Raw genomic sequence first — 14,004 nt, forward strand, 5'->3', positions numbered from 1 at the left:
TCCGCCGCAAGCGGCGAAGCTAACACGACCTCCGACCTCCAATTTCTGACCTCCGATCTCCGGCCATTTCACCGTTTCCGCCCGAGCCCGCCGGTCGCAACGGCCAGGAGGATGATCACCCCTTGCAGGGCCTTTTCCCAGGCGGCATCGATTTGTAGAAACACGAATGCACTTCCGATCGTGCCGAGCAGCAACACTCCCAACAGGCTGCCGATCAGATTGCCGCGGCCGCCCGAAACCGTCGCTCCGCCGACGACCACCGCGGCGATCACCTTGAACTCGAAATCTCGCCCAATGACCGGCTCGACGGTCGCGTCTTGGACCGCGCTCAGCAAGGCGGCTAGCCCGGTGAGCGCACCCATCAGAACAAAGACGTTGAATACGACGCGTCGCGGCCGAATCCCCGCCAGCCGGGCCGCCTCCTCGTCGGAACCGGTCGCGTAGACAGCCCGCCCTGCCGCTAAATAGTTCATCGCAAGCAGGAACACCGCTAACACGCCGACCGCCAATTCCACGATTACGCGCTCGCCGCGCTGTTGCCCGAAACCCAGCCATTGGAACTGATCAGAAAGATTGCGGACCTGCTCGCCGCTGCGACTCCAACCGAGCGATTCGCGCAGGATCACCATCGTGGCCAGCGTGACGACGATCGAAGGGAGCTTCAGCCCGGCCACCAGCGCGCCGTTCACGGCCCCTAATGCCATTCCGACCGCGATCGCCGCGGCGGCCACGAGCGGCGTCGGCCAGCCGCGCTCGGCCAAGAGCGCCGCCACGATCGCCGAAACGGAAAGCTGCCAGCCGATGGAAATGTCGATCTGCCGGGCGACGATCACGAGCGTCATCCCAACCGCCGCGACCAGGACGGGCGCGGAATAGACCAGCGTATTCCAGAACTGCCCGGTCGCATAGAAATCGGGGCGCGCGATCCAGAGCACCAACAGCAAGAGGGCATAAGCCCCGGCCACCGACAATTCGCGAAGGTGACGATGCATCATGCCGCCGACACTCCTTCGGTGTGCCCGAGCGCCTGGGCCAGCAGCTTCTCTTGCGTCGCCTCGGCCCGATCCAATGTGGCCACGATGGTGCCGGCGTGCATCACCGCGATCCGGTCGCTCATGCCGAGGATCTCCGGCATTTCGGACGAGATCATCACGATCGCCAAACCCTGCTGGGCGAGTTCACATAGTAGCCGATGAATCTCCGCCTTCGATCCGACGTCGATCCCCTGCGTCGGCTCGTCGACGATCAACACTTTCGGCTTGGTGGCCAGCCAGCGCGCGAGCGCTACCTTCTGCTGGTTGCCGCCGGACAGGTTTTCGACCGGGGCCTCGATCGACGCGGTCTTGATCCCGAGGCGGCTTACGAAAGTCTCCGCCACGGATCGCTCGCGCGACGAATCGAGCCAGCCCAGCGTCGAGATTCGCCGCAAGATGGCGAGCGTCGCGTTCGCTGCCACGGGCATTTCCAGGATCACGCCATGCCGCCGCCGGTCTTCCGGCAGATAGGCGATCCCGAGTTCGACCGCCTGGGCCGGAGACGAAATCCTCACCGGTCGGCCGCCTAAGAGAATCTGCCCACGGTCGGCCGGCGTGATGCCAAATAGCACTCGCGCTAACTCCGTGCGTCCCGCGCCAACCAGACCGGCCAATCCGAGAATTTCACCGGCCCGAACTTGAACCGACACGTCCCGCACTCCGGACTCGCGGCAATTCACTCCCCGCGCCTCGAAGAGCACTTCGCCCTGCGTTACTTCAATCTTCGGAAACACGGCGGACAGTTCGCGCCCGACCATCATTTGGATCAACTCGCCGCGGGAAACGTCCTTCATCGCGCGGGTGCCGACGAGCGCTCCATCGCGCAGGGCCGTCACGCGGTCGGCGATTTGCGCGAGTTCTTCCAATCGATGGGTGACATAGATGATTCCGACCCCTTGCGAGCGCAATTGCCGGATCACGCCGACCAGATGCTCGACCTCGCGCTCGGAGAGCGAAGCCGTCGGCTCATCCATCACTAGAATCCTGGCGTCGGCCCCAAGCGCTCGGGCGATTTCGACCAATTGCTGCTCGGGCATCGAGAGCGTGCGGACATCGGCATCGGGACGAATCCGTGCCCCAATCCGCTCAAGCAATTCAGCCGCCCGCCGTCGCCGCCGGCCCCAGTTGATCCATCGCCACGCCCCGCCAAACCGCCGGGGACTGTCCCCTTTTTTGAAGCGGGCACCATCGCCAGATGGTCGGGAAAAAAAGGGGACTGTCCCCCTTTTCCCAGGCGGTTTTCGACCAGGCTCCAAGCCAATTGCAATATTCTCCGCAACCGACAGATCAGGAAACAGCGCCGGCTGCTGATAAATGGCCGCAATGCCAAGCCGCCGCGAAATGAGCGGATCGTTCGCTGCGACGAGCCGGCCACTGACTTCAAGCTCTCCGGCGTCCGGAGCTACGGCGCCGGTGATGATCTTGATCAGCGTCGATTTGCCGGCCCCGTTCTCGCCGATGAGCCCGTGCATCTCGCCGGCGAATAGCTCGAACGAAACCCCCTTGAGGGCCCGCACGCCGCCGAATGATTTGGCAATGCCGGTTGCCCGGAGCACGACATCCATCGGGCTATCTTTCGCTTGACTCGCGTTTGGACAATACGGCGTTCTCGTATGCCTTGACTTCGTCGAGCCACGCCGGCCCGATCGGAACGTTTTGCCGTAGGCAATAATAGTCCCAGATCGCGCCGAATGGCATCGACATTAGCTCTTCTAGCATGGCCAGCCGAGCGGTGAAATCGCCGGCGACCTCGAACTCCCGCAGCGATTGGATCGGCTCGATCAGCGCGAGCAAGAGCGATTTGAGAATCGCGCGGGTGCCGATCACCCATGCGGCCACGCGATTGATGCTGGCGTCGAAATAATCCAAGCCAATATGGACGCGGTCGAGATAACCGCCGCGGACGATTTCTTCGGCGAGCGATCGCAGATCGTCGGACAGGATCACGACGTGGTCGCTGTCCCAGCGCACGCCGCGGCTGACGTGCAGCAGGATTTCGTCGAGATGGGTGAGCACGGAGCTGATCTTGTCGGCGATGCTTTCGGTCGGATGATAATGCCCCGCGTCGAGGCAGAGCAGCTTTTTGTTTTCGATCGCGTAGCCAAGATAGAACTCGTGCGAGCCGACGACGTAGCTTTCCGAGCCGATGCCGAACAGCTTCCCTTCGACTGCATCGCGCTGATGTCGTGAATCGAACGGCTCGCTGAAAACTTCGTCGAGCGATTGTTTGAGCAGCTCTCGCGGCGTTTTTCGATCCACCGGGACGTCTTTGTATCCATCCGGAATCCAAAGGTTCGTGATGCAGGGGGAGCCGAGATCGCGCCCCATCCGTTCGGCAATCTGGCGGCAGGCGATCCCGTGGCGGATCCAGAAGCGGCGGATGCCTTCGTCGCGATGGGCGAGCGTGAACCCGTCGGCAGCGAGCGGATGAGAAAAGAACGTGCCGTTGAAGTCCAAGCCCAGTGTCCGGGATTTGGCCCAGTCGATCCAACCCGCGAAGTGCTCGGGCGCCAATTCATCGCGCTCGACGTGCCTGCCGTGCGTCTCGGCGTAGATAGCGTGTAGATTCACGCGATGCCGGCCGGGAATCAGCCGCAGCGCTCGGTCGATGTCGGCCCGCAGTTCGTCGGCCGTGCGGGCTTTGCCGGGATAATTCCCGGTGGCTTGGATTCCGCCGCCCGTCAGTCCGACTTCCGATTCGAAGCCGCCGACGTCATCCCCCTGCCAGCAGTGCAAGGAAATCGGCACTTCGCGCAACACGGCGAATGCGGCATCGACGTCAACGCCCAAGTCGGCGTATCGTTGGCAAGCCGACTCATAGGCCCGCTGAATCTGCCCGTCGTTCATCATGAGTTAGCCCGACTGCGCTTGAACCGCGTCCATCGATAGTTCGCGACGATCGAACGATTATCGTCCTGACGATTGCCGCATACAAGTGACAGGAACTATGTGCTACAAGCCTCGCCATCCGTTGACGGCGCGACTCCATGCGGTAGATTGAGAATCGTAAATCAAGCGACTTTCATAAGGGATTTCGCATGCGAGCCGCGTTCCGACCGAAGTCAGCGATTCTCGTCGGCGTCTTGTTGATCGCGGCCGCAGCGCTCGCGCGGGCGGCCGACTATCCGCGCCCCGAGCAGGCGGACTATCTGATTCGCGACTTTCACTTCCGCTCCGGCCAAACCCTGCCCGAGCTTCGCATGCACTATCGCGCGCTCGGCCAGCCGAGGCGCGACGCGCAGGGCATCGTCCGCAACGCCGTGCTGATACTGCACGGCACGACCGGCAGCGGCGCTCAATTCATTCGCCCGGAGTTCGCCGGCGAATTATTCGGCAAAGATCAGCTTCTCGATGCCGAGCGCTACTTCATCATTCTGCCGGACGACATCGGTCATGGGAAATCGAGCAAGCCGAGCGATGGCCTGCACGCCAAGTTTCCCGCCTATGGCTATCTCGACATGATTGAGGCCGAATACCGGCTGGTGAGCGACGGCCTGCACGTGAACCATCTGCGGCTCGTCATGGGCACTTCGATGGGAGGCATGCACACCTGGCTGTGGGGCGAGCAGCACGCCGATTTCAGCGATGCCCTGATGCCGCTGGCCAGCTTACCGACGCAGATTTCTGGCCGCAATCGGATGTGGCGCAAGATGATCAGCGAGGCGATCCGCACTGATCCCGAATGGCGCGACGGCGAATACACGTCGCAGCCGCGCGGCTTGAGATTCGCCGCTGAGATGCTGCTCTTCATGGGGAGCAATCCGCGGCTGCGCTATGAGCAAGCGCCGACGCTGGAAAAGGCCGACAAGCTGTTGGCCGACGATGCCGCCAGGGCGACGAAAGCGATGGACGCCAACGACGTGCTGTATGCCGTGGAAAGCTCGCGAGATTACGATCCCGGCCCGGCCCTGGAATCAATTCAAGCGCCGCTGGTAGCCGTGAATTCTGCCGACGATCTGATCAATCCGCCTGATTTGGGCATTCTCGAGCGCGAGATCAAACGCGTCCCTCACGGCAAAGCGATTCTTTTGCCCGAGAGCGAAGCCACCCGCGGCCACGGCAGCCACACGATTGCCGTTCTCTGGAAGCAATATCTCGAAGGGCTGCTAAAGCAGACCGAGCGTTAGAGCGCCTAACAAATCGGGCGGGGACTGTCCCCTTCTCCCGGCCCGATTTGTTAGGCGTTCCTAAACGATCGACGTCGTCTCCTGCAACGAGCAATCTCGATCTGCTCGCAGCAGCACCTGCCAGAACGCGCGGACGTGCTCGGTGCTCGATGCCGGCAGGGTGCGCGGGGAGTAGGCAGCCCAACTGTAAAGCTCGGCCAAAGTCCGGGCCGGCGACGCGAGCTGCTCGACGTGCCCGGCTATTTGCACCGCGAATTCATAGACGGTTTGGTCCGGCTCGCGCGGCCAGTCGTGATCGCGGGCCCACGCCTCGAAGGCCTCGAAGCTGTAGCGCACTAATTCGCCGGGCGACCAGCGGCCGGCCAGCCCGCTGGCAAACGGATCGAGATACTCGGCGAAGGATTTGCGGCGCGACTCGGCGGAAGCCGCATCCTCCGCGGCTTGCCTTCTTCCGAACAGCATTTGCCACAAATCGCGCCAGCCGTTCAAGAGCGCTTGCAACCAATCGAGCACCGTTCGCCAATGGAAGAACAGCCACACTAAGGCGGCGACAACAACCGCGCCGTAAAACACCCATTTCAACAAATCCGCCACCGTGTTGAAGGCGAGGCTCAGATTTGGCTTCGGCGGCGTACCAGGAGGCTCGAACGATTTCGGGGCCGGCGCATTGCTTCGACCGCCGTTGCCTTGCGAGCGATCCTTGCTGTCGTCCGCGGACTTGTTGGACTTGGCGCTATCAGGCTTCGACTCGCCCGACTTGGGTTCATTGGATTTCGATTCCTCGGATTTTGATTCGCCAGATTTCCCGGCGGCGGGCTTCGGATCGTCGGACTTCGATTCGCCAGAGCTTGATTTGTCTGATTTTGAGTCGTCCGATTTCGACGCCTCCGTTTTGGATTTTCCCCCATCCGACTTGGGGTCTTTTCCATCGGCAGAGCCGTTTTGATTTTGGCTCTTGTCCGGCTGCGAGTCTCGGTTCGTACCGCCCGTGTGGTCGCCGGTGGCGGATTTGGCGTTCTCGTCTTTGACGCCTTCATTGCCGACGGCGACCCGCGAGGAATCGTGCTGCTCCGAAGTCATCTCGAAGGGCAACTGAGAAATCTCATACTCGGCATTCGGCCGCGGCAAGAGGGCGGTCAACAGCAACAGGCAAACGATCAGCACGGCGCCAATGGTCAACCACACGCCGGCCATCGGGGCCGGCATTTCCAGTCGCCGCTGTCGCAAGTAGCGCCGCAAGCTGAGAAAGCTCGTCGTGAGCAGCAACCCGAGCGCGCTCGCCACGTAGACGCACAACAGCGCAAACGCATACCGCCGGCTCCCCGAGTTCGACGTGGGGATGAACGCTTGCCCCAGCCCAAACATCGGCAATGCGGCCAACGAATAATACACGACCCACACCCCGGGCGCATGCGGCCGGCGACGGCGCTCGACGAACCGCTGCCACCACGATTCGCCGGCTTTGGAATCGGGCTCCGGCGGCAGGATGGAATCGGCGGGAGGTGTCGTCGGCGTCGATTTCGGTTTCTTCCGCGTTTCTCCGCGTGGCTCGCTCCTGGCGGACCCGTCTTCTTTCTTGTTTTCAGCAGTTTCTTTCTCCGCTGAATCCAGCCCGACGGTTTGCAGCAATCCTTCGCCGGAAGCGTCCTGGCTTTCATCGATCAGGGTGCAGTCCCAGGTCAGTTTAGCAGCGCACCACCACGCCAGCGCAATCAGCCCGCAGTTGATCAGCCAACCGATCGCGGCCACCTGCGTGCCTTCGTAGTGAACGAACCGTTGCATCGCCAGCAGAATGGCGACGGTGAGCACGATGCCAAACATCGCGGCACGGTCCCACCCCTCTTCCATCGAGATCCGCGAAACCAGCACCGCGGCAAAGATGAACAATGTCAGGCAATAGTGCAGACGCTCCGGATACTGCCCCTGATAAAACATCTCGAGCAGAAAATAAACCAGGCTGCCGATCAGCACCATGATCAGCGCCGGATTGATGGCGATCACCACATAATCGATCAGCGTTGGACGAAGCCGGGCCATATTGGAAACAGTTTCAAAACCGCTGGGAGAGGGGGACAGTCCCCATTTTACTCCGAAAGACTGCGCAAAATGGGGACAGTCCCCGGCGGTTTCGAAACTGCACCTATTGTTTATCTTAACGCAAACTCGCGGCAGATTTCGGGGACGGACGTTTCGTCTTTCAATTGTCGGGCCGTGATGCCGGAGGCCGACAGAATCGCGGCAGCGAGGCCGGAGTCGTATTCATCGTAGAAATTCAGGATCGCCGTGACGGCGTAGCCGCGGCGGCGGAGCATTTGCAGGGTCAGAATCGTGTCGGGGTTGGCTTGCGGCAAGATGGCCACCACGGTGGCGTCGCGCGGCAGGCGGCTCATGGTTTCCGAGACGAGTTGCGCGAAATCGAGGCCGTCGGTCAGCTCGGCCCGCGCGAGAGATTGGAATATCTGCATGAGCTGATCCGGGCCGCGGCGCGTGGGGATCACCACCGGCCGCAGGCGATCGCTGCGGTCGAGCATGCTCGCGGCGCGGCGAGCGGCCTCGCGGTTGCGCAAATCGTATGACCAGCCTTCCTGGCGAATCCGATCGGCGGCGTCCCGGCAGTTGCTGATCAGGCCAAATTGTTGCCCCATTTCATAAACGGCATTGGCCAACGAGGCGGCGGCAGTGACCGCCAGTTCCGAACGATACGGCTCGTCCTTGGGATCATAGGCCGATTGATGAAAGTCCAAGAGAATCGTGGCCCCGGCGATGGTCGAGGCTTCGTACACTTTGCTGTGCAACACGCCGGTCCGGGCGGTGGCGCGCCAATGGACTCGATTGAGCGGATCGCCGGCTTCGTATCGCCGCACGCCGGCAATCCGCGTAGGGTCTTCGTAGAGCCGATGTTGGAGGCGAATTTCGCCGATCGGCCGCCGCGACGCGATATCGTAGCCGGCCAGCGGAACCACCTGCGGATAGACCAGCAAGAAGTGTGGGTCGGTCGCCACGCGATATCGCCGGTGCAGGCCGAACAGGTCGCCCGTCTCGAGCACCAGCGGGCCGATTTGATAGTAGCCGCGGCGATTGCACTGCAACTGATAGAGGATGGAGCTGCGTCCGCGGCTGCCGAGCATCTTCAGTTGGATCCGGCGACCTTTGACGCTCAGGTTTGGCGGATCGTAAATCAGCGCCGTTCTTGGCAGAACGTCTTCCAGCAGCAGCCAGGCGACCGGGAGCGTTCCTTCATTTTGAATGTTGATGACCACGGCAATCCGCTCGCCGATGCTGGCCGAGAGCCGATTGCATTCGCGCTCGGCCGAAAGGTTCGTGATCCAGACGCGGCTCATCACCCGGCTGGCCAGCATCAAGCCAAGCAGTGCATACATGGCATAGGCCAACAGACCCAGCCCGAAACAGAGGGAGATCGCCAACAACAAAAACACCCCAGCAAACCAGCGCATAGCTTTGAGTTTACCCGAAATGCCGACGCTAGCAGCGTCGGCCACGAACGACGCCGTCATCGCAATACGTCGCTAGTCCCGAACCCCGAATCCCGGCCTTGTCCATGCTAGCACCGCAGCGACCAAGAAAAAACTGATCTTGCCGCGATTTCGCCATTCATCTACAAACGCCGTTCGATCAATAGGCCGACGGTCGGGAAGGATTCCCGACCAGGGCTGCCAAATTCGGCATGGAAGTCGAGATTGTCTCGTCACGACCCGCGAGCAAGTGGGCGGCAGTGAAGTTCGCCGTGGAGCACTCGGCCGCGGCGCGTCACGCCCAAGGATGCCTTCGGGTGGATGCATACGTGGCGCCATGGAACGGTTCCGGCGCCGGCACCGAACTGCTGACGAGGAGACCCAGCCATGCTCGTTCTATCCCGTCGCCCTGGCGACAAGATCGTGTTCCCCGACTTGGATATACTGGTCGAGATTCTGCAATCGACCGGTAAAAACGTGCGCGTCGGCATCGATGCGCCCTCGGACGTGGCCGTCTTACGGCATGAATTGACTCGCACGGACGAACATCGGCGGGAAGCATCGCCGCGGCGAAAATCCCCCGACAATCACCGGCTGCGAAACAAGCTAAACACCGCGCGGCTGGCGCTATGCTTGCTCGAGAAGCAGATGGAGGCAGGCCTGCCAGATGCGGCCAAATTGACGCTGGCCCGTGCGCTCGAGGAATTTGCGGCCGCGGCCAACGAGCTTCAGCCCGCAGAAGATCGTCACGAGCAGGCCGCGAAACTGCCTCGGCTGCGTGCCCTGCTGGTCGAGGACGATGCGAATGAGAGTGAACTGCTGGCGGGCATCTTGCGGATGAGCGGGATCGTCGTCGATACGGCCGGCGACGGCTGGCAGGCGCTCGATTACCTGGCCCATCACGAGCGGCCGGACGTGGTGTTGCTCGATATGCGGATGCCGCGGTTCGATGGCCCTTCGACGATCTCGGCCATTCGGCAGAACCCAGAGTTGCAAGGGCTCAAGGTCTATGCAGTCAGTGGCAGCACGCCGGACGAAGTGGGCCTGCCAATGGGCCCCGGCGGAGTCGACCGCTGGTTCTCGAAGCCGCTCGATCCGGGCCGACTGGTGCGCGAGATGAAGCACGAACTCGATATGCCGCACGCGTCGGCCTTGGCGACGTGATCGTGCGCGTCGGCGCGGACTCCAGCCGTTTCCTTGTGGGTGCCACTGCTGGCTTGTCCAGCAGTGACGCACTTTCGCAAATTCTTGATCTTATCTTCGAAGGACCTGTGAACGCACGGTTGTAAATCCAGCGGTGCGGCTCACTGCTGGACAAGCCAGCAGCGGCACCCGAAACCGCCTTCCCGGTTCATCGGCGGCGACATTTGCGCACTAACTGGCGCTCATTCGGCGCGGCGATCGCGAAGCGCTCGCAGCAAGCCATGCAGATCGTCGGCCTTGAGCGGCTTGACGAGATGTTCGTTGAAGCCCGCTTCTAGGGAGGCACGGCGATCATCCTCGTCGCCGTAGCCGGTCAACGCCACGAGATAGATATCACCTTTGGGCAACTCTTCCCGAATGTGGCGAGCGACCTGATGGCCGTCCAGGTCGGGCAGCCCAATATCGATAAAAGCTACGTCCGGCCGCTCTCTCAGAATCATCTCGACTCCCGCGACTCCATCCGCCGCCGCGGTTACGAAACTGCCGTCCAACTCCAAGAGCATTTTCATCAATTCGCGGGCGGCCGAATTGTCTTCGACGACGGCCACCCGCAGCGCCGTGTCTCGCGGCGAGGAATCTTGGGGTTTGTCGGATTGGCTACCGTTATGGCGATCCGAAGCGATCATGAACTTGTCCATCAGGCCGTTCTCCTGCGGAAGTATCGGATGCGTTCGGTCGATTGGTCCCCTAAATCGATAGTTCGGTTTGCTCCAGCGCCGCCTGGCCATCATCCAATTGTTGTGAGGTGGCGTGCAAAGTCCATGCCGATTCGCCCGTAACGAATGAGGCGAACTGGCGAGTTTGGAGTGATCTGCGCCCGATGCACCAGTTGCCTGCGTCCATACGATACTTACGAGCGACACTCCTCAAGGTTGCCATCATTATGAAGGATCCCCAGCTTATGACACGTTTTCAGAGCCGTCCGTTGTCCGATTCCGAGCCGACCGAGTCGTCCGGGTCCGCTCAGCAGCCCGCGGCGAGTCCGATCGACGCCAGCGAGATCGCCGCACTCGATGCTTATTCCCAGGTCGTAATCCGGGCCGCGGACATTGTCGGGCCGGCGGTGGTCAACATTGAGGTCCGGCATCGCGGCCGGCAGCAGCGGGCAGCCAAACAGGCGCAGGGTGGGGGCATGACCGGCAGCGGGTCGGGATTCGTATTCGCTCCCGATGGATTCATTCTGACCAATAGCCACGTCGTCCATAACGCCGAGCACATTGAAGCGACCTTCGCGGATGGCCGGCAGCTTCAGGCGGAAATGGTCGGTGATGATCCGGAAACCGACCTGGCCGTAGTGCGCGTTGCCGCAAACGGATTGGCGAGCGCCCAATTCGGTGATTCGAGGACGCTGCGGCCGGGGCAACTGGTTGTGGCGATTGGCAATCCCTACGGATTTCAATTCACGGTCACGGCCGGGGTCGTCAGCGCACTAGGGCGATCGCTGCGAGCCCGTTCCGGACGGCTGATCGACAACATCATCCAGACCGACGCCGCCTTGAACCCCGGAAACTCCGGCGGGCCACTGGTCTCGTCGCGCGGCGAAGTCGTCGGCGTCAACACGGCCATGATCCTGCCGGCTCAGGGGCTTTGCTTCGCAATCGCTTCCAGCACGGCCGAGTTCGTTGCCTCGCGGCTCATCAAGGACGGCCGAGTGCGCCGTGCCTACCTGGGCCTGGCCGGTCAGAACGTTCCGCTGCCGCGGCATTTGATCCGCTTTCATAATCTGTTGACCAACGGCGGCGTGCTCGTCGTCTCGGTCGAAGAGAAGAGTCCGGCGGAGCAGGCGGGACTGCAACAAGGAGACGTGCTGATCGAGTTCGCGGGAGAAAAGCTCACGACGATCGACGATCTGCACCGATTACTGACAGAAAGTCGCGTCGGCAGCCGTTTGCCGCTCGCGGTGATTCGCCACTCGGAAAAACGGATCGTCGAGATCGTGCCGGCGGAATCTCGGGGAGTCGATCCGTGAGCGGCGGCGGCGGAGTCAGGTCAACTCATGCCGCTGTCAAACACGAATCGCGCCTTGCACGATCCTGGCTCGTCAGCCTACTGGCGTCTCAAGTCGCGGCCGCAAAATGTCGCGCCAGGCTTCCAGCGAAAATAGCCCGCGATGGTGGAAGAAGACCGTTTGAGCCAAATGTCGCATAGCTCGACTGCTGAGGGCCAAGTCATAAGCCCAGTTCGGCGGCGCGAGATCAAATGCCAATCGCAACAGCCGCTTAAAGCGGAACGACGGCCCTAGGCTACGGACGAGCCGCGCCGGATCCGGTCCGGATTCCAGAAGGTAGTCGCTGATGGCGATTCCCGCCGCACGTCCAAGTTGCATGGCCGGATGAATGCCCCCGGCCGTCAGGGGCGAGACCATTCCCGCGGCGTCGCCCAGCAGCATCACGCCATCGCGCTTGAACGGCCGCACCGCACCGCCGCAAGGAATTAGCCCGCCGCGCCGCCCGATGAGTCGCGCTCGATCGAAGTTGAACACTTTCGAAAGCTTCTTTACGAGCGGCCCAAGACGTGGCACAATTGGCTGCCGTGCCGCTAGGCCGATCTGCGTAGCGCCCAAACCGGGCACGACCCAGGCGATGTATCCTGGCGCTAAATCGGAATCGAGGAAAACATGGAGGCGATCGTCGTCCAGATCGCCAACCCCTTCGAACTCTCCCTCGACGCCCGTCAAGAACCGCACGTTCCGTCCGAGCCGAAAATCGCGAGCCACTGCCGACCTGGGGCCGTCGCAACCGACAAGAAACCTCCCCTCGATCTCGTGCCGTTCAAGGCGAACGCCGAACTCGCAGCGGCACGCGCCGACGTACGACGATTCCAGCCGAATTTCCGCCCCGGCCTCGCTCGCCTGGCTTGCCATCCAGCGCATCAACTCCGGTGTGTCGGTCGCGAGGAAGTAGTACCCAGGCGAGACGAAATCGAGCCATTGCAGGTTTGGTGCGTAAAGCCGCACTCCGTGAACCTTGCGGATCAATCGCCGCGGAAAATCCCAGGCATCGGCGACTTCTTTAACCAACAACCCGGTCGTGTGGCAAGCATCTCCCGGCTGCTTCTTGCGTTCTAGCACGACAGAGTTCACACCCCGAGCGGCGGCGGCCTGAGCGCATGTCAAGCCCGCGAATCCGCCACCCACGACGATCAGATCGTAACGTCGCATAGGTCAAGTACCGTTGCCAGTCGCGAATTGCCGCGCCGCCACCACATAGTGTTCCGACGCATGACGAATTCGGATGACGTCTTCCGGCGTGACTTGCCGCGACACCTTGCCTGGCAGCCCGAGCACGACCGAGCCGGGCGGGATTTTTATTCCTTCAGTGACGATCGCGCCGACGCCCACGACGCTCTCCTCGCCAATTTCGGCCCCATTCATTACGACGGCCCGCATTCCGATCAGCACGCGATTGCCGACGGTCGCACCGTGGACAATCGCGCCGTGGCCGACCGTGACCTCGTCGCCAATGGTGCAGGGAAAGCCCGGATCGGCGTGGAGGATGCAACCGTCTTGGATGTTCGTGCGCCGCCCGATGCGGATCGCCTCGGTGTCGCCGCGGACGACGGCGTTGAACCACACGCTCGATTGCTCGCCGATCGACACATCGCCGAGTACAACCGCGCCGCGTGCAAGAAACACGCTTGAGTGGATGAGTTCCGGGCGAAATGAAGTGGCAGGATCCGGCATTTGATTCCCGCGTTCATTCACCGGAATTTCCCAATCCAGCCAGAAACTCACTCATCTCGCCGGCGGCGTGGGCGTTCCCTTGATGCCGCGCCTGCTCGATTCCATCGCGCAGCACCGATCGCGCTTCATCAATCCGGCTGAGCCGGGCAAGTTGTTGGGCGGCCATGAAAAATGCCGGCACATACGGCGGAGTCCGCATTTGCAATTCGCGGAGGCGGGCGAGACTCCGTTCGTGGTCCGCTTCCTTTTCGAGTTCCAGAGCCAGAGCATAGCAAAGAAAGACATCGCCGGGATCGTCAGCCAAGAGCGCTTCGAGTTTTTCGCGGCGCGACATGCGGGAAGCGAGGGGCGAGAGGAAAGGGATGAAGGATGTGAAGACGCGAACGCCAGTCTATAAATCGCCGGTGATTTTTATTAACTGTCCGGGCTTTTGTTTGGTTCCTTCTTTGGCTGTGCCGAGGAGCGTGACATAGAGCGCGCCGTCG

General features: G+C 61.8%; 12 protein-coding genes. 3 read left to right on the forward strand and 9 right to left on the reverse strand.

Features of this window, described 5'->3' with window-relative positions; all coding sequences use genetic code 11:
- Positions 1–68: 68 nt before the first annotated feature.
- Genes VGY55_23420 through VGY55_23430 form a run of 3 tightly spaced genes read right to left on the reverse strand, consistent with a single transcriptional unit; the run spans position 69 to position 3,884 of the window.
- Positions 69–995, reverse strand: coding sequence for an ABC transporter permease (locus VGY55_23420; protein HEV2972938.1), 927 nt, complete (start codon positions 993–995; stop codon positions 69–71).
- Entirely contained in the window at positions 992–2,599 is a 1,608-nt protein-coding gene (locus tag VGY55_23425) for a sugar ABC transporter ATP-binding protein (GenBank protein ID HEV2972939.1), read from the reverse strand. Before VGY55_23425 ends, VGY55_23420 begins: the two co-directional genes overlap by 4 nt.
- Before the next feature lie 4 nt (positions 2,600–2,603).
- A complete protein-coding gene (locus VGY55_23430) occupies positions 2,604–3,884 on the reverse strand; it encodes an L-rhamnose isomerase (protein ID HEV2972940.1) in 1,281 nt (426 codons plus the stop codon).
- 188 nt (positions 3,885–4,072) lie between these two features.
- Here VGY55_23430 and VGY55_23435 point away from each other — a divergent pair, with 188 nt between their 5' ends.
- Positions 4,073–5,161 (forward strand): alpha/beta fold hydrolase, encoded by a 1,089-nt coding sequence (locus VGY55_23435; protein HEV2972941.1) that lies wholly within the window; start codon positions 4,073–4,075, stop codon positions 5,159–5,161.
- A gap of 60 nt (positions 5,162–5,221) precedes the next feature.
- Here VGY55_23435 and VGY55_23440 read toward each other — a convergent pair whose 3' ends face one another.
- Positions 5,222–7,198, reverse strand: coding sequence for a DUF4129 domain-containing protein (locus VGY55_23440; GenBank protein ID HEV2972942.1), 1,977 nt, complete (start codon positions 7,196–7,198; stop codon positions 5,222–5,224).
- 110 nt (positions 7,199–7,308) lie between these two features.
- Complete coding sequence (locus VGY55_23445; protein ID HEV2972943.1) at positions 7,309–8,661, reverse strand: DUF58 domain-containing protein; 1,353 nt, start codon at positions 8,659–8,661, stop codon at positions 7,309–7,311.
- A 360-nt stretch (positions 8,662–9,021) separates the two neighbouring features.
- Between VGY55_23445 and VGY55_23450 the strand changes: the two genes are divergently transcribed.
- Positions 9,022–9,798 (forward strand): response regulator, encoded by a 777-nt coding sequence (locus VGY55_23450; protein HEV2972944.1) that lies wholly within the window; start codon positions 9,022–9,024, stop codon positions 9,796–9,798.
- 221 nt (positions 9,799–10,019) lie between these two features.
- Here the strand turns inward: VGY55_23450 and VGY55_23455 are convergent, their stop codons facing one another.
- Positions 10,020–10,475, reverse strand: a complete 456-nt coding sequence (locus VGY55_23455) for a response regulator (GenBank protein HEV2972945.1) — start codon at positions 10,473–10,475, stop codon at positions 10,020–10,022.
- 263 nt (positions 10,476–10,738) lie between these two features.
- Here VGY55_23455 and VGY55_23460 point away from each other — a divergent pair, with 263 nt between their 5' ends.
- Positions 10,739–11,806, forward strand: a complete 1,068-nt coding sequence (locus tag VGY55_23460) for a trypsin-like peptidase domain-containing protein (GenBank protein HEV2972946.1) — start codon at positions 10,739–10,741, stop codon at positions 11,804–11,806.
- Positions 11,807–11,878: 72 nt separating this feature from the next.
- Here VGY55_23460 and VGY55_23465 read toward each other — a convergent pair whose 3' ends face one another.
- Genes VGY55_23465 through VGY55_23475 form a run of 3 tightly spaced genes read right to left on the reverse strand, consistent with a single transcriptional unit; the run spans position 11,879 to position 13,853 of the window.
- Positions 11,879–12,997, reverse strand: coding sequence for an NAD(P)/FAD-dependent oxidoreductase (locus VGY55_23465; GenBank protein ID HEV2972947.1), 1,119 nt, complete (start codon positions 12,995–12,997; stop codon positions 11,879–11,881).
- A gap of 3 nt (positions 12,998–13,000) precedes the next feature.
- Positions 13,001–13,519, reverse strand: a complete 519-nt coding sequence (locus VGY55_23470; protein HEV2972948.1) for a gamma carbonic anhydrase family protein — start codon at positions 13,517–13,519, stop codon at positions 13,001–13,003.
- Between the two features lie 13 nt (positions 13,520–13,532).
- Positions 13,533–13,853 (reverse strand): hypothetical protein, encoded by a 321-nt coding sequence (locus VGY55_23475; protein ID HEV2972949.1) that lies wholly within the window; start codon positions 13,851–13,853, stop codon positions 13,533–13,535.
- Positions 13,854–14,004 lie beyond the last annotated feature (151 nt).

The sequence above is a fragment of the Pirellulales bacterium genome (genome assembly GCA_035939775.1).
Taxonomy (GTDB): domain Bacteria; phylum Planctomycetota; class Planctomycetia; order Pirellulales; family DATAWG01; genus DASZFO01.

Coding starts and splice junctions, on each gene's coding strand:
- VGY55_23420 (HEV2972938.1), bottom strand. CDS start 995: ATGATGCATCGTCACCTTCGCGAATTGTCGGTGGCCGGGGCTTATGCC.
- VGY55_23425 (HEV2972939.1), bottom strand. CDS start 2,599: ATGGATGTCGTGCTCCGGGCAACCGGCATTGCCAAATCATTCGGCGGC.
- VGY55_23430 (HEV2972940.1), bottom strand. CDS start 3,884: ATGATGAACGACGGGCAGATTCAGCGGGCCTATGAGTCGGCTTGCCAA.
- VGY55_23435 (HEV2972941.1), top strand. CDS start 4,073: ATGCGAGCCGCGTTCCGACCGAAGTCAGCGATTCTCGTCGGCGTCTTG.
- VGY55_23440 (HEV2972942.1), bottom strand. CDS start 7,198: ATGGCCCGGCTTCGTCCAACGCTGATCGATTATGTGGTGATCGCCATC.
- VGY55_23450 (HEV2972944.1), top strand. CDS start 9,022: ATGCTCGTTCTATCCCGTCGCCCTGGCGACAAGATCGTGTTCCCCGAC.
- VGY55_23455 (HEV2972945.1), bottom strand. CDS start 10,475: ATGGACAAGTTCATGATCGCTTCGGATCGCCATAACGGTAGCCAATCC.
- VGY55_23460 (HEV2972946.1), top strand. CDS start 10,739: ATGACACGTTTTCAGAGCCGTCCGTTGTCCGATTCCGAGCCGACCGAG.
- VGY55_23465 (HEV2972947.1), bottom strand. CDS start 12,997: ATGCGACGTTACGATCTGATCGTCGTGGGTGGCGGATTCGCGGGCTTG.
- VGY55_23470 (HEV2972948.1), bottom strand. CDS start 13,519: ATGCCGGATCCTGCCACTTCATTTCGCCCGGAACTCATCCACTCAAGC.
- VGY55_23475 (HEV2972949.1), bottom strand. CDS start 13,853: ATGTCGCGCCGCGAAAAACTCGAAGCGCTCTTGGCTGACGATCCCGGC.